Source organism: Stutzerimonas balearica DSM 6083 (assembly GCF_000818015.1).
GTDB lineage: Bacteria > Pseudomonadota > Gammaproteobacteria > Pseudomonadales > Pseudomonadaceae > Stutzerimonas > Stutzerimonas balearica.
Genome location: NZ_CP007511.1, coordinates 3,428,876 through 3,451,487, shown reverse-complemented (window position 1 = coordinate 3,451,487; position 22,612 = coordinate 3,428,876). Strand labels below are relative to the sequence as shown.

The window sequence follows — 22,612 nt, the reverse complement described above, 5'->3', positions numbered from 1 at the left end:
CTATGAGCGATTGGCTGTTACCTGTAACCGAACGACTGCTGACGCCCGGTGGGCTCGGCCTGGATGATCTTCCCGGCCTGCTCGGTGAGCTGGCCGGGCCGGGCATCGATGCCGCGGACCTGTATTTCCAGGATCAGGTGAGCGAGTCCTGGGTGCTGGAGGATGGCATCGTCAAGGAGGGCGGCTTCCATCTCGAGCAGGGCGTCGGTGTTCGGGCGCTGTCCGGCGACAAGACAGGCTTTGCCTACAGCAATGCGATTGGTGCCCAGGCGCTGCGCCAGGCCGCGCAGGCGGCGCGCTCGATCGCCCGCAGCGGTCAGCAACGACGCGTCGAAGTGCTGTCGAAGGCCGCCTTCGCGCCGCTCTATGCGCATGCCAATCCGCTGGATGGCATGAGCCGCGCCGACAAGGTCGAGCTGCTCAAGCGCGTCGACCTGGCGACGCGTGCGCTGGACCCGCGCATCACTCAGGTCACGGTAAGCCTGGCCGGTGTCTGGGAGCATATCCTAGTCGCCGCGCTCGACGGTTCGCTGGCTAGCGACATCCGCCCCTTGGTGCGTTTCAATGTCAGTGTGATCGTCGAGCAGAACGGCCGGCGCGAGCGCGGCGGCCATGGCGGTGGCGGGCGGACCGGATACGACTTTTTCCTCCAGGAGGATCGGGCCATGGGCTATGCGCGCGAAGCGCTGCGCCAGGCGCTGGTCAACCTCGAGGCGCTTCCGGCGCCGGCCGGTACGTTGCCCGTGGTGCTCGGTCCCGGTTGGTCGGGGGTGCTGCTGCACGAAGCGGTAGGACACGGCCTTGAAGGCGACTTCAACCGCAAGGGCAGCTCGGCCTACAGCGGGCGCATCGGTGAGCGGGTGGCTTCCTCGCTATGCACGATCGTCGATGACGGCACGCTGGCCAATCGCCGGGGTTCGCTCAGCGTGGATGACGAAGGCACGCCGACACAGTGCACCACCCTGATCGAGAACGGCGTGCTCAAGGGCTATATGCAGGACAAGCTCAACGCTCGCCTGATGGGCGTCGCGCCGACCGGCAACGGCCGTCGCGAGTCTTATGCGCACCTGCCCATGCCACGCATGACCAATACCTACATGTTGGCCGGGCAGAGCGAGCCGGAGGAAATCATCCGCTCGGTGAAGCGGGGCATCTATTGCGCCAACCTGGGCGGCGGCCAGGTCGACATCACCAGCGGCAAGTTCGTCTTTTCCACCAGCGAGGCCTACCTCATCGAGGATGGTCGCATCACCGCGCCGGTCAAGGGCGCAACCCTGATCGGCAACGGCCCGGAGGCCATGAGCCGCGTTTCCATGGTGGGCAATGATCTCGCGCTGGACAGTGGCGTTGGAACGTGCGGCAAGGATGGCCAATCCGTGCCGGTCGGCGTCGGTCAGCCGACCCTGAAAATCGATGGCATCACCGTGGGCGGCACTGGCGCGTGAGCGGGGGCGGTGTGCGGCGGCCTATTTCAGGCCGCGCTTGAGCTCATCCAGTTCGCGGATGTACTTGAATACCTTGCGCGCGGCGGCCGGCGGCTTGTTGTGCGCCACCTCGTGCTGGGCATGGCGGATCAGGCTGCGAAGGTGCTGGCGGTCGGCGTCGGGGTATTCGCTGACGAAGGCGTCGAGGACCTCGTCGTTGCCGGCGATCAAGCGATCACGCCAGCGCTCCAGTGCATGGAATCGCTCGTTGTACTGCCGTGTCGAGGCGTCGACCTGGTCGACCAGCGCGAGAATCGCGTCGACGTCCTGGTCGCGCATCAGCCGGCCGATGTACTGGATATGGCGCTTGCGAGCGATATGCGCCTTGTGCTTCGGTGCATCGGCCAAGGCCTTCTGCAGGGCGTCGCTGAGCGGCAGGCGTGCGATCAGCTCGGGCTTGAGGGTGGTCAGCCGCTCGCCGAGCTCCTGGAGTGCCAGCAGTTCGCGCTTGACCTGCGATTTGCTTTTTTCACCGAGATCGTCGGTGTCGGAATAGTCAGACATGAAAGGGTCCAATCGAGACGTGCGGGCCATGATAGCAGCAGCTCGAACAGGCGAGTGCCCGTTCCCGGGCTGCCAAGATGAATGCTTGGGAGTGCTTATGAGCGAAGTTGAAGGGATCGGGCCAGCGGCGCTGCCCGGCTTGCAGGACAAGGTCGCGCAGATCATCGGCGAAGCCCGCCGACAGGGTGCCAGCGCCTGCGAGGTATCGGTGTCGGTCGAGCAGGGGCTGTCCACCACCGTGCGCCGTGGCGAGGTCGAGACCGTCGAGTTCAATCGCGACCAGGGCTTCGGCATCACGCTGTATGTCGGCCAGCGCAAGGGCTCGGCAAGCACCACGGGCAGCGGTGACAGCGCCATACGCGAGACCGTTGCCGCGGCACTGGCCATCGCGCGTCACGCCTCGGAGGACGAGTTCGCCGGGCTGGCCGATGCGTCGCTGATGGCCCGTGAGGTTCCCGATCTCGATCTCTACCACCCCTGGGACATCGCGCCGGAGCAGGCGATCGAGCAAGCCCTGGCCTGCGAAGCGGCAGCCTTCGCCGCGGATTCGCGTATCCGCAATGCCGACGGCACGAGCCTGAACACCCACCAGGGCGCGCGTGCCTACGGCAATAGCAACGGCTTCATCGGCGGCTATTGCAGCACGCGGCACAGTCTCAGTTGCGTGATGATCGCCGAGGCTGACGGGCAGATGCAGCGGGACTATTTCTACGACGTCAACCGTCAGGGCGATGCGCTGCTCGATCCCGCACAGATCGGTCGCCGCGCCGCCGAGCGGGCGGTACAACGGCTCGGCGCGCGGCCTGTACCCACCTGTGAAGTACCAGTGCTGTTCTCCGCCGAGCTTGCGACGGGGTTGTTCGGCCATTTCCTGGCCGCGATCTCGGGGGCCAACCTGTATCGAAAGGCCTCCTTTCTCGAGGGCGCACTGGGCCAGACACTGTTCCCCGACTGGCTGACGCTGGATGAGCGGCCGCACCTGCTGCGAGCGCTCGGCAGCGCAGCCTACGATGGTGACGGCCTGGCGACCTATGCCAAGCCCTTCGTCGAGCAGGGCAGACTGCTGTCCTATGTGCTGGGCACCTATTCCGGCCGCAAGCTGGGTATGCCGAGCACCGCCAATGCGGGGGGCGTGCATAACCTGTTCGTCAGTCACGGCGAAGCGGATCAGGCGGCGCTGATTCGCCAGATGGGCCGTGGTCTGCTGGTCACCGAGCTGATGGGGCAGGGGCTCAATCTGGTGACCGGTGACTACTCGCGCGGCGCCGGCGGCTATTGGGTCGAGAACGGTGAAATCCAGTTTCCGGTGCAGGAGGTAACGATCGCCGGCAATCTGCGCGACATGTTCCGTCAGATCGCCGCGGTCGGCTGCGACGTGGAGACGCGCAGCAATGTTCGCAGCGGTTCGGTACTGATCGAGCGGATGACGGTTGCCGGCAGTTGATCGCCGGTCAGTAGCGGTCCGCGCTGTTATGCCGCGCGGCGGCTACTCGCCTTCTTCGAAGTAATCCTCGATGAGTGCGACCAGCGCGCTCATCGCATCCTGGTCCTGCTCGCCCTCGGTACTCAAATGTACGGTGGTGCCCTTGCCGGCGGCCAGCATCATGACCGCCATGATGTTCTTGCCGTCCACCAGGCTGGCGGCGTCACGACCGATGCGCACGTTGCAGGGGAAGCGTGTCGCCACGCCGACGAACTTGGCCGCGGCACGCGCGTGCAGGCCGAGCTTGTTGATGATGGTGATTTCGCGCGTGGGCATCGGTCTGGCTGGTCCTAGAGGTCGCGATGGCGAACCTGAAGATTCTTGAGAGGCTCCCGTAGCGCCTGTCCGAGACGCTCGGCCAGATAGACCGAGCGGTGGTGGCCGCCGGTGCAGCCGATCGCCACGGTGACGTAGGCCCGGTTGCTGGCGGCGAAGCGTGGCAGCCATTTGCTCAGGTAGGCGTGGATGTCCTGGAACATTTCCTCGACATCGGGCTGGACGGCCAGGTAGTCGATCACCGGCTGGTCGAGGCCGGAAAAGTCGCGCAGCTCCGCCTTCCAGTACGGGTTGGGCAGGCAGCGAACGTCGAACACCAGGTCGGCGTCGACCGGCATTCCGCGCTTGAACCCGAACGACTCGATCAGAAATGCGGTACCGGGCTCCGGCTTGTTCAGCAGTCGCAGCTTGAGTGCATCGCGCAGCTGATAGAGGTTCAGGTGCGTGGTGTCGACCTTCAGGTCGGCATGGTCGGCGATCGCCGTCAGCAACAGCTCTTCATCGCGAATGGCTTCGGCCAAAGAGCGGGTTTCGTTCGTCAGCGGGTGACGGCGGCGGGTTTCGGAAAAGCGCTTGAGCAGGGTTTCGTCGTCGGCGTCCAGATACAGGACGTCGCATTGAATGTGCCTGCCCCGGACTTCCTGCAGCAACTCCGGGAAGCGTCTGAGCTGGCTCGGCAGGTTTCGCGCATCGATCGAGACGGCGACCTGCGGTTGCAGCAGTTCGGTGTGTAGCAGGGCGCGCTCGGCGAGTTCCGGTAGAAGTCCCGCCGGCAGGTTGTCGATGCAATAGAAGCCGTTGTCCTCGAGTACATCCAGTGCCGTGCTTTTCCCCGACCCCGAGCGGCCGCTGACGATGATCAGGCGCATCACGACAGCCTCTGGCCCACGCTCCGGCGTTCGGAGCGTTGGAGGCTCCGTCGACGTGGCGTCATGGTTGGATGGCTCGCAGTCACCAAACTTCTCTCCTCATGCCGCACTCAATGCGAATGCGGCCGCGAGCGGGCATCAGGCCCCGCTCTGAACGTCGACGACCACCTGATAGAGGCTTTCGCTGGTCTGCGCTTGGCGCAGGCGCGCGCGGACGTCCTCCCGGTCCAGCATGCTGGCGATCTGGCGCAGCAGCTCGAGATGCTCGTCGGTCGCAGCCTCGGGCACAAGCAGAACGAACAGGAGATCGACCGGCTCGCCGTCGATCGCGTCGAAGTCTACCGGTGCATCGAGGCGCAATACCGCACTGACCGGCGAGGTGCAGCCGGCCATGCGACAGTGAGGAATGGCAATGCCGTTGCCGAAGCCCGTGGATCCGAGCTTTTCGCGAGCCACCAGGCTTTCGAAGATGGTCTGCGAATCCAGGTCCGGAATATCCTGGGCGACCACCTTGGCGATCTGTTCGAGTACGCGTTTCTTGCTGCCGCCCGGGACGTTCACCAGCGAACGTCCGGGGGTCAGGATGCTTTCGAGTCGGATCATGTCGATTAGCGGGCAACGACGCCCTGGGAGTGGTCGAGCTGCTTTTCCTTGTGCTTGATCAGCTGACGATCAAGCTTGTCGACCAGCAGGTCGATGGCGGCATACATGTCTTCGTGTTCGGCATTGGCCACAACCTCGCGCCCGGCGATATGCAGCGTGCCTTCGGCTTTCTGCTTGAGCTTTTCAACCTGCAGGAACACCTGAACGCTGATGATGCGGTCGAAGTGGCGCGAAAGCCGCTCGAACTTCTCCTCGACATAGCTGCGCAGGGCATCAGTCACTTCCAGATGAAGACCGCTGATGTTGATTTGCATACTGCTTCTCCTTGTTGCTTTCCGCAGAAGAGGCAGACCTCGGTCTGCCATCCAAACCTTCCGAACCAGCCGTGTTCGTCTACAGTCGCTTTCGCTCACTTGACGGCGCGATGCCCAGTGATTCGCGATATTTCGCCACGGTACGACGCGCTACCTGAATGCCTTGTGCCTCCAGTAAACCAGCGATCTTGCTGTCGCTCAATGGCTTTTTCGGGTTTTCCGCGGCAACCAGTTTCTTGATGATCGCGCGGATCGCCGTCGACGAGCATTCGCCGCCTTCGGTTGTGCTTACGTGGCTGGAGAAAAAGTACTTGAGCTCGTAGATGCCGCGCGGCGTATGCATGTATTTCTGTGTCGTGACGCGCGAAATGGTCGACTCGTGCATGCCGACGGCTTCGGCGATGTCATGCAGGACCAGGGGCTTCATTGCCTCTTCGCCGTGCTCGAGAAAACCGCGCTGATGCTCGACGATCTGGGTCGCCACTTTCATCAGGGTCTCGTTGCGGCTCAGCAGGCTCTTGATGAACCAGCGCGCCTCCTGCAGCTGATTTCGCATGAACGTGTTGTCGGCGCTCGTATCGGCTCGCTTGACGAAGCCGGCGTACTGCGGATTGACGCGCAGGCGCGGCATGGCTTCCTGATTGAGCTCGACCAGCCAGCGGCCGTTGTGCTTGCGCACGATGACATCCGGGACGACATACTCCGGTTCGCTGGCTTCGATCTGCGAGCCGGGCCTGGGGTTGAGAGATTGCACGAGTTCGATGACCTGGCGCAGCTCGTCTTCCTTGAGCTTCATGCGACGCATTAGAGCGCTGTAGTCGCGGTTGCCGAGCACGTCGAGGTAGTCGCTGACCAGGCGTTGCGCTTCGGCAAGCCAGGCGGTGTTCGACGGCAGCTGGCGCAACTGCAGCAGCAGGCATTCGCGCAGATCGCGGGCCCCGATACCGGCAGGCTCGAACTGCTGTACGCGGTGCAGAACGACCTCGATCTCGTCCATCTCCACATCGAGTTCGGGGTCGATCGACGCGAGAATGTCTTCCAGGCTCTCTTCCAGATAACCCTGGTCGTTGATGCCGTCGATGATCGAGGTGGCGATCAGGCGATCGGTATCGCTCATCGGCGTGAGATTGAGCTGCCAGAGCAGGTGGGCCTGAAGGCTGAGGCCCGTCGGGGTGCGCGTGGTGAAATCCCACTCGTCATCGTCGCTGGCCGGCAGGCTGCTGGCGCTGGTCTGGTAGATATCTTCCCAGGCGGTATCGACAGGCAGCTCGCTGGGAATTCGCTCGCTCCATTCGTTATCGTCCAGGCTCTCGGCCGAGTGGCTGGTCTCTTCGTAGCGGCTGTCGAGAGCAGGCTGGTCGTTGTCTCCGGTGCTGCTCCCCGCTTCGCTGGCTTCGGCCATCGGGTCGGCGCCGTCGTAGTCGTCGCCGTCCTCCTCGCGCTCGAGCATCGGGTTAGAATCCAGGGCCTCCTGGATTTCCTGTTGCAGATCCAGCGTTGAAAGCTGGAGCAATCGAATGGCTTGTTGCAGCTGAGGCGTCATGGTCAGCTGCTGGCCCATCTTCAGGACTAGCGATGGTTTCATGGCAGAGGACTTCGAACCTTTGATGCCGGCGCTGGTGCGCCTGTTCCTAATCGCTGGCGCGCGTTGCGCCGCCGGGAAAGCAAATTATATGCCTACCTGCGAAGCCCTTGCCTAGGCCTGGTTGCCGTTTAAACCGTTAAAAAGGAGCTCACAGGCGGAATTCGTGGCCCAGATAGACTTCCTTGACCAACTGGTTGGCCAGAATCGTCTCGGCATCGCCTTCGGCGATCAGTCGGCCATCGTTGACGATGTAGGCCGTCTCGCAGATATCCAGGGTCTCGCGCACATTGTGATCGGTTATCAGCACGCCGATGCCCTTGGCCTTGAGATGGTGGATGATCTGCTTGATGTCGCCGACCGAAATCGGGTCCACGCCGGCAAAGGGTTCGTCAAGCAGGATGAACTTCGGCGACGTTGCCAGCGCGCGAGCGATTTCGACGCGTCGGCGTTCGCCGCCGGACAGGCTCATGCCGAGGCTGTCGCAGATGTGGCTGATATGAAATTCCTGCAGCAGCGCTTCGAGCGCCTGCTGGCGGCCGGCGCGGTCGAGATCCTTGCGCGTTTCGAGGATGGCCATGATGTTGTCGGCCACCGAAAGCTTGCGAAAGATCGATGCTTCCTGGGGCAGGTAGCCGATGCCGGCACGCGCCCGGCCGTGCATTGGCAGGTGGGTGACGTCCTGCTGATCGATCAGCACGCGTCCCTGGTCGGCGCCGACCAGGCCGACGATCATGTAGAAGCAGGTGGTCTTGCCTGCGCCGTTGGGGCCAAGGAGGCCCACGATCTGGCCGCTCTCGATGGACAGGCTGACGTCACGGACGACCTGGCGGCTCTTGTAGCTCTTGGCCAGATGCTGCGCTTTGAGTACGGCCATTACTGCGCCTGCTCTGCTGGCTGATCCTTCTTGCGCGGCTGGATGACCATGTCGACACGCGGACGCGGCGTGGTCACTTCGGCATTGCTCGCGCGGCCCGCGTTGACGATCTGCCGGCGGGTGTCATAGACGATCTTCTCGCCTTCGAAGGTATTGCCTTCCTGGACGACCTTCGCCTGGTCGATCAGCACGATGCGCTCGTTCGCGGCGAAGTACTGGATGGTCAGGCCGTAAGCCTTGACGATGTCCTTGTCGACCGCCGGCTTCTGCTCGTAGTAGGCGGGCTTGCCGATCGAGGTGAATACCTCGACGTCGCCATTCTCGTTCTGGGTGATGGTGACGGTGTCACCAGTGATCTTCATCGTGCCCTGGGTAATGACCACGTCGCCGCGATAGACCGCGACGCCCTGTCGGTCATCCAGTTCGGCGGTATCGGCCTGCACGCGAATCGGCTGATCGCGATCCTCGGGAAGTGCCCAGGCGGAGCTGCCGAGCAGATAGGCGCTCAAACCGAGCAGGAGGGGAAGGGTCTTAACGCAGCTCATGCTGGCCTCTTACGTTGGACAGCAGGAGCATCCTGCCGTCATCCAGGTACGCTTTCATTCCATTGGCGGTGGTAACACCGTTGGCGGCGTCGATTCTAACGGCTTGGCGGGTTTCGGCGTAATCCTTCTCCGGCCACACCGTCATGCGGCTGGTGGTCACGACGGTCGGGCGTCCCTTGGCGTCGGTGCGCTCGACGACCACGTCATCGATGAGTTCGACCTGTTCGCCGCCTGGTGACACTTCGCCTCGCTCGCTGCGCACGTGCCACGGAAGCTCCGTGCCGCGATAGGCCAGCAGGTCGGGACGGGTAAGCAGGCTGACGTCGCTCGCCTTGATGTGTTCCATGCGCTCGCTGCGTAGTTCGTAGTGGCGCTTGCCGCCCGGCTGATACTGCACGGTGCGCGCGTTGACCACGTAGAAGTCGATGCTCGGCTCTGTCGAGGTCGCCTGCACAGGCTCCTGCATGAAACTCTCCGGGCGGATGTTCCAGTAGCCCACGGCCACCAGCAGCGCGGCGATGACGCCCAGCAACAGCGGGAAGCGCAGCTTTTGCAGCATGGTGTTCCTCTCTATAGGTAGGCGGCCTGTGCCGCCTCGAGATTGCCCTGTGCCTGGAGGATAAGCTCGCAGAACTCGCGCGCTGCCCCTTCACCGCCACGCGCCTGGGTCACGCCATGCGCGTGTTGGCGCACGAAGGGATCGGCACTGGCCACGGCCATGCCCAGGCCGACGCGGCGAATCACCGGTAGATCCGGCAGGTCGTCGCCCAGGTAGGCGACCTGAGCATAGTTCAGCCCCAGCTCGCCGAGCAGCTCATCGAGTACCACGAGTTTGTCCTCGCGACCCTGATAGAGATGCTGGATGCCCAGGTTCTGCGCGCGGCGCTCGACCACCGGTGTCTTGCGGCCGCTGATGATCGCGGTACGCACGCCGGAGTTGATCAGCATCTTGATGCCGTGGCCGTCGAGTGTGTTGAAGGTCTTGAACTCGCTGCCATCGGTCAGAAAGTACAGGCGACCATCGGTCAGTACGCCATCGACATCGAAAATGGCCAGGCGGATCTGGCGGGCGCGTTCGAGCAGGTCAGCTTGCATCACAGTACCCCGGCGCGCAGCAGGTCGTGCATGTTCAGTGCGCCAACCGGGTGGTCGCTGTCGTCGACCACGACAAGCGCGTTGATCTTATGGTCTTCCATGATCTTCAACGCCTCGGCGGCCAGCATGTCGGGCGTAGCGGTCTTGCCGTGCATGGTCATTACCTGGTCGATCAGCGCCTGCTGGAAATCGATGCCGCGGTCCAGTGTGCGGCGCAGGTCGCCGTCGGTGAAGATACCGGCCAGGCGCCCGTCGTCTTCCAGGACAACGGTCATGCCCAGGCCTTTCTGGGTCATTTCCAGCAGTGCGTCGCGCAGCGCCGTGCCGCGCTTGACGCATGGCAAGCGGGCGCCGCTGTGCATGACATGTTCGACCTTCAGCAAGAGTCGCCGGCCCAGCGCGCCGCCGGGATGGGAAAAAGCGAAGTCTTCTGCGGTGAAACCACGGGCCTCGAGCAGGGCGATGGCCAGCGCATCGCCGAGCACCAGGCTCGCGGTGGTCGAGGAGGTTGGCGCCAGGTTGAGCGGACAGGCCTCGGCCGCGACGCTGGCGTCGAGGTTCACGGCTGCGGCCTTGGCCAGTACCGACTCGGGCTGCCCCGTCATGCTGATCAGGGTGATGCCCAGGCGCTTGATCAGCGGCAGCAGCGTGACGATCTCGCTGGTGGTGCCCGAGTTCGACAGGGCCAGGACCACGTCATCACGGGTGATCATGCCCATGTCGCCGTGGCTGGCCTCGGCGGGATGGACGAAAAAGGCGGCGGTACCCGTGCTGGCCAGGGTGGCGGCAATCTTGTTGCCGATATGGCCGGACTTACCCATGCCTACCACCACTACGCGCCCCTTGCACTCGAGGATCAGCCGGCAGGCATGTTCGAAACGTTCGTCGATGCGCTGCTTCAGCTGTTCGACTGCTTCGATTTCCATGCTGATGGTGCGAAGGGCGGATTCGATCAGGCGGGCTTGCTTGGGCATGGTCGTTTGCGCTGGCAATGAAAAGCCGAGGAGTATAACGCTATTCGCGAGCATGCTCATGCAAAACTCACCCGGCTCCGCCTGCGTCGTTCGCGGGCGGACAGCAAGCTTTTGCAACGGGCTGCGCTATGCCGCGTGTTGGGACGGGCGAGGGGCGGTGCTATAGTGCGCGCCGCCGAAAGGTCAGCGCACAACGTATCCCCTGTCCATCGGGGGCCGTCTGAAGGAAGCGGACGGTTTGCAAGGAGACCAGATGAGCGCCAGCAATGCCTACGCCGTCGAGCTGAAGGGAGTGACCTTCAGGCGCGGTGAGAGGGCCATTTTCGATAACGTCGACATCGTTATTCCCAGAGGCAAGGTCACGGCCATCATGGGACCGTCCGGCTGTGGCAAGACAACGCTGCTGCGATTGATCGCGGCGCAGTTGATGCCCAGCGCCGGCGAGGTCTGGGTGGCCGGTCACAACCTTCCCAAGCTATCGCGCAGCGAACTGTTCGACATGCGCAAGCAGATGGGGGTGCTGTTCCAGAGCGGCGCGCTGTTCACCGATCTCGATGTCTTCGAGAACGTCGCTTTTCCGTTGCGCGTGCACACCAGCCTGCCCGAGGAGATGATCCGCGACATCGTGCTGATGAAGCTCCAGGCGGTCGGCCTGCGTGGCGCCGTCGAGCTGATGCCGGATGAGCTCTCCGGCGGCATGAAGCGTCGCGTGGCGCTTGCCCGCGCCATTGCGCTGGATCCCCAGATTCTGATGTACGACGAGCCATTCGCCGGCCAGGACCCGATCGCAATGGGTGTTCTGGTGCGGCTGATCCGCCTGCTCAACGATGCGCTGGGTATCACCAGCATCGTGGTTTCGCATGATCTGGCCGAGACGGCCAGCATTGCCGACTACATCTACGTGGTCGGCGACGGCCAGGTGCTTGGTCATGGTGTGCCGGCCGAACTGATGGAGTCGGATAACCCGCGTATCCGACAGTTCATGCAGGGCGCGGCCGATGGCCCCGTGCCTTTCCATTTCCCGGCGCCGTCCTATGCCGAAGATTTGCTCGGAGGTGCCGATGCGTAAGCGCTCGATGGCCGAGCAGGTTCGCCTGCTCGGTCGTGCCGGTATGGACGTGGTGGCCGCGCTTGGGCGCTCGAGCCTGTTTCTCGGGCATGTGCTCCTGGGGCGCAGCGGGTTGCGCAACGGCTTCGGCCTGCTGGTGCGTCAGTTGTACTTCGTGGGTGTGCTTTCGCTGGCGATCGTGGTGGTTTCCGGGCTGTTCATCGGCATGGTGCTGGCCCTGCAGGGGTACAACATCCTGACCAGTTACGGGTCCGAGCAGGCTGTCGGCCAGATGATCGCGCTGACGCTCCTGCGCGAGCTCGGGCCTGTGGTTACCGCGCTACTGTTCGCCGGGCGTGCCGGCTCGGCGCTGACAGCCGAGATCGGCAACATGAAGTCGACCGAACAGCTTTCCAGCCTGGAGATGATCGGCGTCGATCCGCTGAAGTATGTAATTGCTCCGCGGCTCTGGGCCGGCTTCATTTCCCTGCCGCTGTTGACGTTGATCTTCAACGTGGTCGGCATCTGGGGAGGAGCCATGGTCGCCGTGGACTGGCTGGGAGTCTATGAGGGGTCCTTCTGGGCGAACATGCAGAACAGCGTCGACTTTCACTCCGACGTGTTCAACGGCATCGTCAAGAGCGTGGTCTTCGCCCTCGTGGTGACTTGGATCGCGGTATTCCAGGGTTATGACTGCGAGCCCACTTCGGAGGGTATCAGTCGCGCCACGACGCGCACTGTCGTCTATGCCTCGCTGGCCGTTCTCGGGCTGGATTTCATTCTGACCGCATTGATGTTTGGAGATCTCTGATGCGTATCCGCACACTGGAAATGGGTGTCGGGCTGTTTCTGCTCGCCGGGCTGCTGGCGCTGCTTTTGCTGTCGCTGCGCGTCAGCGGTCTGACCGTCAGCAATGCCGATACCTACAAGCTCTACGCCTATTTCGACAACATCGCCGGGCTCACGGTACGGTCCAAGGTGACCATGGCCGGTGTGACCATTGGCAAGGTCACCGCGATCGATCTCGATCGCGACACCTACACTGGTCGGGTGACGCTCGAGATTCAGAACGATGTGAACATTCTGCCGGTCGACTCCACTGCATCGATCCTCACGGCAGGGCTGCTTGGCGAAAAGTACATCGGCATCAGCGTGGGCGGTGAAGAAGATGTGCTCGGCGAGGGCGATACGATTCGCGACACTCAGTCGTCGTTGGTCCTCGAAGACCTGATCGGCAAGTTCCTGCTCAACTCGGTAAACAAGGAATAAGGAGTGCAATCCATGTTGACTGCTCTGCGTCGCGGGCTGCTGGTGCTGCTCGCGGTCCTGCCACTGTTCACCCAGGCGGCGGCCAGCCCGCACCAGGTCATCCAGCAGACCACCGACAAGCTGCTGGCCGACCTCAAGGCCAACAAGGATCGCTATCGCCAGGATCCGGCCGCCTTCTACGATGCGCTGAACGAGATCCTCGGCCCGGTCGTCGATGCCGAAGGCATTTCGCGCAGCATCATGACGGTCAAATACGCGCGCGGCGCCACTCCGGAGCAGATGACGCGCTTCCAGGAGAACTTCAAGCGCAGCCTGATGCAGTTCTATGGCAATGCGCTGCTGGAATACAACAACCAGCAAATCCGTGTGCTGCCGCCATCGGGCAAGCAGGACGACAAGCGAACCAGCGTGGCCATGGAAGTGGTCGGCCGGCAGGGCGAGGTCTATCCGGTGTCCTACACGATGGTGAATCAGGGCGAGTGGCGCGTGCGCAACGTGATCATCAACGGGATCAACATCGGGAAGTTGTTCCGCGATCAGTTCGCCGACTCGATGCAGAAGAACGGCGGTGATCTGGACAAGACGATCGACGGCTGGGCCGAGGTCGTGGCGCGTGCGAAGGATACTCCCGCTGGCCAGCAGGCTGCAGGCGATGAGTGAAGGCCGCATCGAGCGCGGCGGCAATGGCGAGCTGCGCCTGAGTGGTGAGCTGGATCATCGCAGTGGGGCGGCCCTGCGGGAGCAGGGGCGGGCGCTGATCCAGGCGTCGAGTGGCGGCGTGCGGCTCGACTGCTCGGGTGTCGAGCGCTCCAACAGCGTGGGGCTTTCGTTGCTGCTTTCGTTCATGCGCGACGCGCGCGCGGGCGGACAGGCGATGCAGGTGGTTGGCCTGCCGCAGGAAATGCGCGACATCGCCAAGGTGTCCGGGTTGGATGAGATCCTGCCGCTGGGCGAGCAGGCCTGAGAGATGGAGCGGGCATGAAGCTGAACTGGGCGGAACGGATGCGAGAGCGGCTGCATGTCCTGGCCGAGGCGCTGGGTAACCTGCTGGTCGAGGCCTTTCATTATCTGGCGCTGTTCGCTATCGGCGCGGCTACGGCATGGGCCGCGCTGATGGCGTTTCTGGATATGGTCGGCAAGGGTAGCGCGAGTGTCGACGACATCCTGCTGCTGTTCATCTACCTAGAGCTCGGTGCGATGGTCGGGATCTACTTCAAGACCAACCACATGCCGGTTCGCTTCCTCATCTATGTCGCGATCACCGCGCTGACGCGGCTGCTGATCTCCGACGTTTCGCACCACCATCGCCCGGACATGGGAGTGGTCTACGTCTCCGGGGCGATTCTGTTGCTGGGGCTGGCGGTCCTGGTGGTGCGCTATGCCTCGTCACGCTTTCCCGCGCCGCAGGCCGACAGTGCCCGGCCTGCACAGCCGCGACCGATGTCGCCCGCGCATGGCGATGCTGTCGACTGATCGGCGGGTGCGGTCCGCCGGGCGGGGTTCGCAGCTTCCGGGGTTTTTTGTATGATGGCCGGCCCGTGCGCCCAAGCGCCGATCGAGGTTGAACATGCAGGCCCTAGAAGTGAAGAATTTCCTGGAAGAGAAGATTCCGGGAGCCCAGGTAGAAGTCGAAGGCGAAGGCTGCAATTTCCAGCTGAATGTCATCAGCGATGAGTTGGCTGCGCTCAGTGCGGTCAAGCGCCAGCAGCAGATCTACGCGCACCTCAACCCCTGGATCGCCGACGGCAGTATTCACGCCGTTACCATGAAGTTCTTCAGTCGCGACGACTGGGCCGCTCGCGGCTGAGCGCGGCGGCCATTCGCACAGACAGCTTTGGCGCCAGGCAAGCCGTGGCGCCTTTCGACGGGGTCTCAGGCCTGCGGGCTACGGAATACCATGGATAAATTGATCATTACCGGCGGTGTACGCCTCGACGGCGAAATCCGCATTTCCGGCGCGAAAAACTCCGCGTTGCCCATCCTTGCCGCGACGCTGCTCGCCGATACCCCGGTCACGGTGTGCAACCTGCCGCACCTGCACGACATCACCACGATGATCGAGCTGTTCGGTCGCATGGGCGTGCAGCCGATCATCGATGAAAAGCTCAGTGTCGAGGTCGACGCCAGCAGCATCCGCACGCTGGTCGCCCCTTACGAGCTGGTCAAGACCATGCGCGCCTCGATCCTGGTGCTGGGGCCGATGGTGGCTCGCTTCGGTGAGGCCGAGGTCGCGTTGCCGGGCGGTTGCGCGATCGGCTCGCGGCCGGTCGACCTGCACATTCGCGGGCTCGAAGCCATGGGCGCGCATATCGAAGTCGAGGGTGGCTACATCAAGGCCAAGGCACCGGCCGGCGGCCTGCAGGGCGCGCGGTTCCTGTTCGATACGGTCAGCGTGACGGGCACCGAGAACATCATGATGGCGGCCGCGCTGGCCAACGGGCGCAGTGTGCTGGAGAACGCCGCTCGCGAGCCGGAGGTGGTCGATCTGGCCAACTTCCTCAACGCGATGGGCGCGAAGATCAGCGGTGCCGGCACCGACACCATCGTCATCGAGGGCGTCAAGCGCCTGGGTGGCGGGCGTTACAGCGTCATGCCTGACCGCATCGAAACCGGCACCTACCTGGTGGCTGCCGCCGCGACCGGTGGTCGCGTGCGCTTGAAGGATACCGATGCGACCCTGCTCGAGGCCGTGCTGCACAAGCTGGTCGAGGCGGGTGCCCATATCGACACGGGCAGCAACTGGATCGAGCTGGACATGAAGGGTAAGCGGCCAAAGGCCGTGAACGTGCGTACCGCACCCTACCCGGCGTTCCCCACCGATATGCAGGCTCAGTTCATCGCCCTGAACGCCGTCGCCGAAGGTACCGGCACGGTGATCGAGACGGTCTTCGAGAACCGCTTCATGCACGTCTACGAGATGAACCGCATGGGTGCGCAGATTCTCGTCGAGGGCAATACGGCCATCGTGACCGGCGTCGATCACCTGAAGGGTGCGCCGGTCATGGCCACCGACCTGCGCGCCTCGGCCAGCCTGGTGATCGCCGGCCTGGTCGCCGAGGGTGATACGCTCATCGACCGCATCTACCACATCGACCGTGGCTACGAGTGCATCGAAGAGAAGCTGCAGTTGCTCGGAGCGAAGATTCGCCGCATCCCGGGTTGATTGCCGTGGCCCGCCTTGCGCGGGCCTTTGAGCGGGCCGCCAGGCTTCGCAGGATTCAGAAGGATTCATCCATGCTCACCATTGCGCTGTCCAAAGGCCGCATCCTCGACGACACCCTGCCGCTTCTGGCAGAGGCGGGCATCGTACCGACCGAGAATCCGGACAAGAGCCGCAAGCTGATCATCCCTACCACTCAGGACGACGTGCGCCTGCTGATCGTACGTGCTACGGACGTGCCGACCTATGTCGAGCATGGTGCGGCCGACCTCGGCGTGGCTGGCAAGGACGTGCTTATGGAGTACGGCGGACAGGGGTTGTACGAGCCGCTGGATCTTAAGATCGCCAATTGCAAGTTGATGACCGCTGGCAAGGTCGGCGCGGTCGAGCCCAAGGGGCGGCTGCGTGTCGCCACCAAGTTCGTCAACGTGGCCAAGCGTTACTACGCACAGCAAGGGCGGCAGGTTGAAATCATCAAGCTCTACGGCTCGATGGAGCTGGCCCCGCTGGTCGGCCTGGCCGACAAGATCATTGACGTTGTCGATACGGGCAACACGCTGCGAGCCAACGGCCTCGAGCCGCAGGAGCTGATCGCCACCATCAGTTCGCGCCTGATCGTCAACAAGGCTTCGATGAAGATGCAGCACGCGCGCATCCAGGCCCTGATCGAGGCCTTGCAGGCCGCCGTCGAGCGACACCACGCCTAACGTCTTGCGCCGCATTCGGCTATCCGACCCATAGCCGAAAAGCGCAGGCGCCGTCCCGGCCTCCTTGGTACTCTAGGCGGCCTGTACGGTCGGCGCGCCAGACCCTGCGGCGCCGGGCGTCCGGTCATGGCAAGGCCATGGCTGCCCCGATGCCCGACCGCTATCCGAGCCGTTTCATTGCTAGCCAACCACGAGGCCCGTCATGACCGCTTTCAACGCTGTGCGTCGACTCAACGCTGCCGATCCCGATTTCGCCCGGCAGATGGACCATCTGCTGAGCTGGGAAAGCGTGTCCGACGACGCGGTCAACGGCCGCGTGCTGGAGATCATCAAGGCCGTGCGCGAGCGCGGTGATGCAGCGCTGGTGGAGTTCACTCAGCGCTTCGACAATCTGGAGGTCGCCGACATGGCAGACCTCATCCTCGCGCGCGAGCGTCTGGACCTCGCACTCCAGCGCATCTCGCCCGAGCAGCGTGCGGCGCTCGAGGCCGCGGCCGAGCGGGTGCGGGCGTACCACGAGCGGCAGCGTCAGGACTCCTGGAGCTACACCGAGGCCGATGGCACCGTGCTCGGGCAGAAGGTCACGCCGTTGGACCGCGCAGGGCTCTACGTGCCCGGCGGCAAGGCTGCCTATCCGTCCTCGGTGCTGATGAACGCGATCCCGGCGAAGGTCGCCGGCGTTCCCGAGGTGGTCATGGTGGTGCCGACGCCGCGCGGCGAAGTCAACGAGCTGGTGCTGGCTGCAGCTGCGCTGGCGGGCGTCGACCGCGTCTTCTGCATCGGTGGTGCGCAGGCGGTCGCCGCGCTTGCCTATGGCACCGAAAGCGTGCCGCCCGTGGACAAGATCGTCGGGCCTGGAAATATCTATGTCGCTACGGCCAAGCGCCATGTGTTCGGCAAGGTGGGGATCGACATGATCGCCGGTCCGTCCGAGATCCTCGTGGTCTGCGATGGCAAGACCGATCCGGACTGGATCGCGATGGACCTGTTCTCCCAGGCCGAGCACGACGAGGATGCCCAGTCGATCCTGGTCAGCCCGGATGCGGCCTTTCTCGACCGCGTCGCCGAGAGCATCGAGCGTTTGTTGCCGACGCTCGAGCGGGCGGACATCGCACGTACCTCGCTGAGTGCACGCGGCGCGCTGATCGCGGTCGCGGACATGGCGCAGGCCATCGAGGTGGCCAACCGAATCGCTCCGGAGCACCTGGAGCTGTCGGTCGAGAATCCGGAGCAGTACTTGCCGCAGATTCGCCATGCCGGCGCCATCTTCATGGGTCGCTACACCGCCGAGGCCCTGGGTGACTACTGTGCCGGCCCCAACCACGTGCTGCCGACTTCAGGCACCGCCCGGTTCTCTTCGCCGCTGGGTGTCTATGACTTCCAGAAGCGCTCGTCGATCATCCATTGCTCGGCCGATGGCGCATCGACCCTCGGCAAGGTCGCTTCGGTACTGGCGCGCGGCGAGTCGCTGACCGCCCATGCGCGCAGTGCCGAGTATCGAATCAAGTAAGTCGGGGGCGCGGTCACAGGCCGTGCCACCGAGGTCACCTGGCGGAGATCGCTACGCGCTTTCCGCCTCATGCCAAGCAGATCGACGTCGAGGAGAGAAGGGCGATGAGCAAGTTCTGGAGCCCCTTCGTCAAGGACCTGGTGCCCTACGTGCCGGGCGAGCAGCCGAAACTGAGCCGGCTGGTCAAGCTGAATACCAACGAGAACCCCTATGGCCCTTCGCCGCTGGCCCTCGAGGCGATGCGTGCGGCGATCGGCGATGAATTGCGCCTGTATCCGGACCCCAACGGCGAGCGCCTGAAGCAGGCGGTGGCCGATTACTACGGCGTGACGCCCGCCCAGGTGTTTGTCGGCAATGGCTCCGACGAAGTGCTCGCGCACGCTTTTCATGGCCTGTTCCAGCACGGGCGGCCGTTGCTGTTTCCCGACGTGACCTACAGCTTCTACCCGGTCTATTGCGGGCTTTACGGCATCGAGTATGAAACCGTTGCGCTGAACGAGCAGTTCGAAATCGATGTCGCCGACTATCAGCGTCCGAATGGCGGCATCATCTTCCCCAACCCGAATGCGCCAACCGGCTGCCTGCTGCCGTTGGCGGCGATCGAGCGCCTGCTCGCCGCCAACCCTGATTCGGTGGTGCTGGTGGATGAGGCCTACGTCGACTTCGGCGGGCAGACCGCCATCTGCCTTGTCGACCGCTATCCGAACCTCCTGGTAACCCAGACCTTGTCCAAGTCGCGTTCGCTGGCTGGCTTGCGTGTCGGGCTCGCGGTAGGTCACCCCGATCTGATCGAGGCGCTCGAGCGGATCAAGAACAGCTTCAACTCCTACCCCCTGGATCGCATCGCTCTGGCTGGCGCGACGGCCGCATTCGAGGATCGGGCCTATTTCGAGCAGACCTGCCGGCAGGTGATCGAAAGCCGTGAGGCGCTGGTGGCCCGGCTTCAGGCCTACGGCTTCGAGGTGCTGCCTTCGGCGGCCAACTTCGTGTTCGCCCGGCACCCCGCCCATGATGCCGCTCGCCTGGCGGCCAGCCTGCGTGAGCAGGGAGTGATCGTGCGGCATTTCCGCCAGCCACGCATCGAGCAGTTCCTGCGCATCACGATCGGTGCACCGGAGCAGAACCAGGCGCTGCTCGAAGCGCTGGAGTCGGCACTCGCCTGAGTCGCTGCGGCTCGGTTTCACCGGGCCGCATGCGCGCTTACTCGCTGGCTGGCGCGGGAGGAGGGCGCATCCCGACCTCGGCGGTCAGGGTCAGCGGTTTACCGTTGCGCAGAATGTCGATATCGATCTGGTCGCCCGGGCGGGTACGCGCGACCTGGTTCATCGAGGTGCGGCCGTCGCTGGCTTGTTCGCCGTCGATGCTCAGGATCAGATCACCTGGCTGCAGGCCGGCGCGATCGGCTGGGCCGTCGCGATAGACGCCTGCCACGACGATGCCGGGGCGCCCGGCCTGACCGAAGGATTCGGCCAGTTCCTGAGTCAGCGATTGCACTTCGACACCCAGCCACCCGCGGATCACCTGGCCGTGGTCGATGATCGACTTCATCACTTCGAGTGCCAGCTTCACCGGGATGGCGAAACCGATTCCTTGCGAGCCGCCCGATTCGGAAATGATGGCGGTGTTGATGCCGATCAAGCTGCCCTGCGCGTCGATCAAAGCCCCGCCCGAATTGCCGCGGTTGATCGCCGCATCGGTCTGGATGAAATCTTCGTAGGTGTTCAGGCCGAGCTGGTTGCGCCCGGTAGCGCTGATGATGCCCATGGTCACCGTCTGCCCGACGCCGAAGGGATTGCCGATGGCCAGGGTCACGTCGCCAACGCGAATGCTGTCGGAGTGGCCGACGCTGATGACCGGAAGGTCGGGCAGGTCGATCTTGAGGACCGCCAGGTCGGTCTCCGGGTCGCTGCCGATGACGCGGGCGAGTGTTTCGCGGCCGTCGCGCAGCGCCACGACAATCTGCTCGGAGTTGGCCGTGACGTGGTTGTTCGTCAGCAGGTAACCCTCCGGGCTCATGATCACTGCCGAGCCCAGGCTCGACTCCATACGCCGCTGGCGAGGCAGGCTGTCGCCAAAGAAGCGCTGGTAGACCGGGTCCTTGGCCAGGGGTTGCTGCTGTGCTTTCTCGACCAGCTTGGTGGTGTACAGATTGGCGACCGCCGGTGCTGCGCCGCTGACAGCGGCGGCGTACGAGTTGGGGCCTGGGGGCGGCAGGTTAAGGGCGGGGCGTTGTAGGGTAAAACTCTCACTGCTGCGCCCTACCAATGCCGGATAGCGCTCGATGATCAGCAGGGCGACCAATAAGCCGACCAGCAGCGGCCAGCCGAAATAACGCAGGGCATTGAGCATCTGGGTGGTCCGGAGAGGTTGCGGGGGCCAAGGACGGCCCTTTAAGGTGGCCGCATTATACGAAGCTCTCGACGAAATGCAGCTTTGGCAGCCTGCCAAAGACTCGAGGGCGTATCGTTTCCTAGCTGCCGAGGTACGCATGCCCGTTACGCTGCACGCATTGGTCGCCGAGTGCGATCACTATCTGAACGTCGCCCGGATCGCCGACTATTGCCCCAATGGTCTGCAAGTCGAGGGGCGTGCGGAAGTCTGTCTTCTGGTCAGCGGCGTAACGGCCAGCCAGGCGCTGCTCGACGCGGCGGTCGACGCAGGGGCGGACGCGGTGCTCGTTCATCATGGCTATTTCTGGAAGAACGAAGACGCACGCGTCATCGGCATGAAGCAACGGCGTCTGCGCACCCTGTTGCTCAACGAGATGAGCCTGCTGGCCTACCATCTTCCGCTGGACCTGCACGCCGAGGTGGGCAACAACGTGCGCCTAGGCCATGAGCTGGGGTTGCAGGTGGAAGGGCCACTCGACCCGAGCGACCCGCGCTCGATCGTCTTTCATGGCACGCTGGCACAGGCGCAGACGCCAGAGGTATTCGGCGAGCGCATCCAGGCTGCACTCGGTCGCGAGCCGCTGGTGATTCCGGGTGACCGCCCGATCCGGAGGGTGGCCTGGTGCACCGGCGGCGCCCAGGGCTATATCGAGCAGGCCGTTGCTGCCGGGGTGGATGCCTATGTCACGGGTGAAGTCTCCGAACAAACAGTGCACGTGGCGCGCGAGAACGGCCTGAGCTTCTTCGCCGCGGGGCACCATGCCACCGAGCGCTATGGCGTGAAAGCGCTGGGTGACTACCTTGCGCAGCAGTTCGGCATCGAACATCGCTTCATCGATTGCGATAACCCGGCCTAGCGCAAACGGCCGGCCTGCTCGGCATAAATCTATAACGTTAAGGTCTAATCGCGGGCTCTGATAGAGCATTAGGGCGTGGTAGAGTGGCCGCGTCCAAACGGCCGCTGGCCGTCAATTGCCCCGTCGTGAGTAGCCATGGTCGATAAACTGACGCATCTGAAACAGCTCGAGGCCGAGAGCATCCACATCATTCGCGAGGTTGCCGCCGAGTTCGACAACCCGGTCATGCTTTATTCGATTGGCAAGGACTCGGCTGTCATGCTCCATCTGGCCCGCAAGGCCTTTTTCCCTGGCAAGCTGCCGTTTCCGGTCCTGCACGTCGACACTCGCTGGAAGTTCCAGGAAATGTATCGCTTCCGCGAGAAGATGGTTAGCGACATGGGGCTGGACCTGATCACCCATATCAATCCCGATGGCGTGGCTCAGGACATGAACCCCTTCACCTACGGCAGTGCCAAGCACACCGATGTGATGAAGACCGAGGGCCTCAAGCAGGCGCTGGACAAATATGGCTTCGATGCCGCCTTTGGTGGCGCACGCCGTGACGAGGAAAAGTCGCGCGCCAAGGAGCGCGTCTATTCCTTCCGCGACAGCAAGCACCGCTGGGATCCGAAGAATCAGCGCCCGGAGCTGTGGAACGTCTACAACGGCAAGGTGAAGAAGGGCGAGTCGATCCGCGTATTTCCGCTCTCCAACTGGACCGAGCTGGACATCTGGCAGTACATCTACCTGGAGCAGATCCCGATTGTGCCCTTGTATTTCGCCGCCGAGCGCGAAGTGGTGGAACTCAACGGCGCTCTGGTGATGATCGACGACGAGCGCATCCTTGAGCACCTGACGCCAGAGCAGAAGGCCGGCATCAGCAAGAAGATGGTGCGTTTCCGTACCCTTGGCTGCTATCCGCTGACCGGTGCGGTGGAGTCCACCGCCACCACGCTTCCGGAGATCATTCAGGAGATGCTCCTGACCCGGACGTCCGAGCGCCAGGGCCGTGTGATCGATCACGATCAGGCTGGCTCGATGGAAGAAAAGAAACGCCAGGGCTACTTCTAAGGATCCCGCACC

General features: G+C 63.6%; 27 protein-coding genes. 15 read left to right on the top strand and 12 right to left on the bottom strand.

Going from position 1 to position 22,612, the window contains the following annotated elements; all coding sequences use genetic code 11:
* The first annotated feature begins 2 nt into the window (after positions 1–2).
* A complete protein-coding gene (gene tldD, locus CL52_RS15980; RefSeq protein WP_043221741.1) occupies positions 3–1,445 on the top strand; it encodes a metalloprotease TldD in 1,443 nt (480 codons plus the stop codon).
* Between the two features lie 21 nt (positions 1,446–1,466).
* Here the strand turns inward: tldD and yjgA are convergent, their stop codons facing one another.
* Positions 1,467–1,988, bottom strand: coding sequence for a ribosome biogenesis factor YjgA (yjgA, locus tag CL52_RS15975; RefSeq protein ID WP_043221739.1), 522 nt, complete (start codon positions 1,986–1,988; stop codon positions 1,467–1,469).
* Between the two features lie 97 nt (positions 1,989–2,085).
* Between yjgA and pmbA the strand changes: the two genes are divergently transcribed.
* Positions 2,086–3,432, top strand: a complete 1,347-nt coding sequence (gene pmbA, locus CL52_RS15970) for a metalloprotease PmbA (RefSeq protein WP_043221737.1) — start codon at positions 2,086–2,088, stop codon at positions 3,430–3,432.
* A 42-nt stretch (positions 3,433–3,474) separates the two neighbouring features.
* Here pmbA and CL52_RS15965 read toward each other — a convergent pair whose 3' ends face one another.
* The 10 genes from CL52_RS15965 to CL52_RS15920 all read right to left on the bottom strand — a co-directional run bounded on the left by CL52_RS15965 (position 3,475) and on the right by CL52_RS15920 (position 10,606).
* Positions 3,475–3,747: an HPr family phosphocarrier protein gene (locus CL52_RS15965; protein ID WP_043221735.1), complete on the bottom strand. Its 273-nt coding sequence runs from the start codon at positions 3,745–3,747 to the stop codon at positions 3,475–3,477.
* Positions 3,748–3,761: 14 nt separating this feature from the next.
* Positions 3,762–4,616 carry an RNase adapter RapZ gene (gene rapZ / locus CL52_RS15960; RefSeq protein ID WP_041103945.1) on the bottom strand — a complete coding sequence of 285 codons (855 nt, stop codon included), beginning with the start codon at positions 4,614–4,616 and terminating at the stop codon, positions 3,762–3,764.
* A gap of 138 nt (positions 4,617–4,754) precedes the next feature.
* Positions 4,755–5,219: a PTS IIA-like nitrogen regulatory protein PtsN gene (ptsN, locus tag CL52_RS15955; protein WP_041103947.1), complete on the bottom strand. Its 465-nt coding sequence runs from the start codon at positions 5,217–5,219 to the stop codon at positions 4,755–4,757.
* Positions 5,220–5,224: 5 nt separating this feature from the next.
* Entirely contained in the window at positions 5,225–5,533 is a 309-nt protein-coding gene (hpf, locus tag CL52_RS15950) for a ribosome hibernation-promoting factor, HPF/YfiA family (protein WP_043221732.1), read from the bottom strand.
* A gap of 79 nt (positions 5,534–5,612) precedes the next feature.
* Positions 5,613–7,118, bottom strand: a complete 1,506-nt coding sequence (locus tag CL52_RS15945; RefSeq protein WP_043221729.1) for an RNA polymerase factor sigma-54 — start codon at positions 7,116–7,118, stop codon at positions 5,613–5,615.
* Between the two features lie 148 nt (positions 7,119–7,266).
* Positions 7,267–7,992: an LPS export ABC transporter ATP-binding protein gene (gene lptB, locus CL52_RS15940; RefSeq protein WP_043221726.1), complete on the bottom strand. Its 726-nt coding sequence runs from the start codon at positions 7,990–7,992 to the stop codon at positions 7,267–7,269.
* Positions 7,992–8,537 (bottom strand): lipopolysaccharide transport periplasmic protein LptA, encoded by a 546-nt coding sequence (gene lptA, locus CL52_RS15935; RefSeq protein ID WP_041103954.1) that lies wholly within the window; start codon positions 8,535–8,537, stop codon positions 7,992–7,994. Before lptA ends, lptB begins: the two co-directional genes overlap by 1 nt.
* Positions 8,524–9,096: an LPS export ABC transporter periplasmic protein LptC gene (gene lptC / locus CL52_RS15930; RefSeq protein ID WP_043221724.1), complete on the bottom strand. Its 573-nt coding sequence runs from the start codon at positions 9,094–9,096 to the stop codon at positions 8,524–8,526. The genes lptA and lptC overlap by 14 nt, the downstream gene beginning before the upstream one ends.
* 11 nt (positions 9,097–9,107) lie before the next feature.
* Positions 9,108–9,632, bottom strand: a complete 525-nt coding sequence (kdsC, locus tag CL52_RS15925; protein WP_043221722.1) for a 3-deoxy-manno-octulosonate-8-phosphatase KdsC — start codon at positions 9,630–9,632, stop codon at positions 9,108–9,110.
* Positions 9,632–10,606 (bottom strand): KpsF/GutQ family sugar-phosphate isomerase, encoded by a 975-nt coding sequence (locus CL52_RS15920; RefSeq protein ID WP_043221720.1) that lies wholly within the window; start codon positions 10,604–10,606, stop codon positions 9,632–9,634. The genes kdsC and CL52_RS15920 overlap by 1 nt, the downstream gene beginning before the upstream one ends.
* Before the next feature lie 253 nt (positions 10,607–10,859).
* On the opposite strand from CL52_RS15920, the gene CL52_RS15915 reads away from it, so the two are divergent.
* The 11 genes from CL52_RS15915 to hisC all read left to right on the top strand — a co-directional run bounded on the left by CL52_RS15915 (position 10,860) and on the right by hisC (position 19,463).
* Entirely contained in the window at positions 10,860–11,675 is an 816-nt protein-coding gene (locus CL52_RS15915; RefSeq protein ID WP_041103961.1) for an ATP-binding cassette domain-containing protein, read from the top strand.
* The gene (gene mlaE / locus CL52_RS15910) at positions 11,668–12,465 is read left to right on the top strand and encodes a lipid asymmetry maintenance ABC transporter permease subunit MlaE (RefSeq protein ID WP_041103962.1); all 798 of its coding nucleotides are present in this window, start codon (positions 11,668–11,670) and stop codon (positions 12,463–12,465) included. Before CL52_RS15915 ends, mlaE begins: the two co-directional genes overlap by 8 nt.
* Entirely contained in the window at positions 12,465–12,923 is a 459-nt protein-coding gene (gene mlaD / locus CL52_RS15905; RefSeq protein WP_041103964.1) for an outer membrane lipid asymmetry maintenance protein MlaD, read from the top strand. The genes mlaE and mlaD overlap by 1 nt, the downstream gene beginning before the upstream one ends.
* A gap of 12 nt (positions 12,924–12,935) precedes the next feature.
* Positions 12,936–13,583 carry an MlaC/ttg2D family ABC transporter substrate-binding protein gene (locus CL52_RS15900; protein WP_043221716.1) on the top strand — a complete coding sequence of 216 codons (648 nt, stop codon included), beginning with the start codon at positions 12,936–12,938 and terminating at the stop codon, positions 13,581–13,583.
* Positions 13,576–13,887 (top strand): STAS domain-containing protein, encoded by a 312-nt coding sequence (locus CL52_RS15895; RefSeq protein WP_041103968.1) that lies wholly within the window; start codon positions 13,576–13,578, stop codon positions 13,885–13,887. The genes CL52_RS15900 and CL52_RS15895 overlap by 8 nt, the downstream gene beginning before the upstream one ends.
* Before the next feature lie 14 nt (positions 13,888–13,901).
* The gene (locus tag CL52_RS15890; RefSeq protein ID WP_043221714.1) at positions 13,902–14,396 is read left to right on the top strand and encodes a phosphate-starvation-inducible protein PsiE; all 495 of its coding nucleotides are present in this window, start codon (positions 13,902–13,904) and stop codon (positions 14,394–14,396) included.
* Positions 14,397–14,490: 94 nt separating this feature from the next.
* The gene (locus tag CL52_RS15885) at positions 14,491–14,730 is read left to right on the top strand and encodes a BolA family protein (RefSeq protein WP_041103970.1); all 240 of its coding nucleotides are present in this window, start codon (positions 14,491–14,493) and stop codon (positions 14,728–14,730) included.
* A gap of 90 nt (positions 14,731–14,820) precedes the next feature.
* Positions 14,821–16,086 (top strand): UDP-N-acetylglucosamine 1-carboxyvinyltransferase, encoded by a 1,266-nt coding sequence (gene murA, locus CL52_RS15880; protein ID WP_041103972.1) that lies wholly within the window; start codon positions 14,821–14,823, stop codon positions 16,084–16,086.
* Between the two features lie 71 nt (positions 16,087–16,157).
* Positions 16,158–16,790, top strand: coding sequence for an ATP phosphoribosyltransferase (gene hisG, locus CL52_RS15875; RefSeq protein ID WP_043221711.1), 633 nt, complete (start codon positions 16,158–16,160; stop codon positions 16,788–16,790).
* A gap of 202 nt (positions 16,791–16,992) precedes the next feature.
* A complete protein-coding gene (gene hisD, locus CL52_RS15870) occupies positions 16,993–18,300 on the top strand; it encodes a histidinol dehydrogenase (protein WP_043221709.1) in 1,308 nt (435 codons plus the stop codon).
* A gap of 104 nt (positions 18,301–18,404) precedes the next feature.
* Entirely contained in the window at positions 18,405–19,463 is a 1,059-nt protein-coding gene (gene hisC / locus CL52_RS15865) for a histidinol-phosphate transaminase (RefSeq protein ID WP_043221707.1), read from the top strand.
* A gap of 37 nt (positions 19,464–19,500) precedes the next feature.
* Here the strand turns inward: hisC and algW are convergent, their stop codons facing one another.
* On the bottom strand, positions 19,501–20,649 hold the full coding sequence (gene algW / locus CL52_RS15860) for a Do family serine endopeptidase AlgW (protein WP_041103980.1): 1,149 nt from the start codon (positions 20,647–20,649) through the stop codon (positions 19,501–19,503).
* Between the two features lie 139 nt (positions 20,650–20,788).
* Here algW and CL52_RS15855 point away from each other — a divergent pair, with 139 nt between their 5' ends.
* Both CL52_RS15855 and cysD read left to right on the top strand, forming a co-directional pair.
* Complete coding sequence (locus tag CL52_RS15855) at positions 20,789–21,547, top strand: Nif3-like dinuclear metal center hexameric protein (protein ID WP_041103984.1); 759 nt, start codon at positions 20,789–20,791, stop codon at positions 21,545–21,547.
* A 135-nt stretch (positions 21,548–21,682) separates the two neighbouring features.
* The gene (gene cysD, locus CL52_RS15850; RefSeq protein ID WP_043221705.1) at positions 21,683–22,600 is read left to right on the top strand and encodes a sulfate adenylyltransferase subunit CysD; all 918 of its coding nucleotides are present in this window, start codon (positions 21,683–21,685) and stop codon (positions 22,598–22,600) included.
* Positions 22,601–22,612 lie beyond the last annotated feature (12 nt).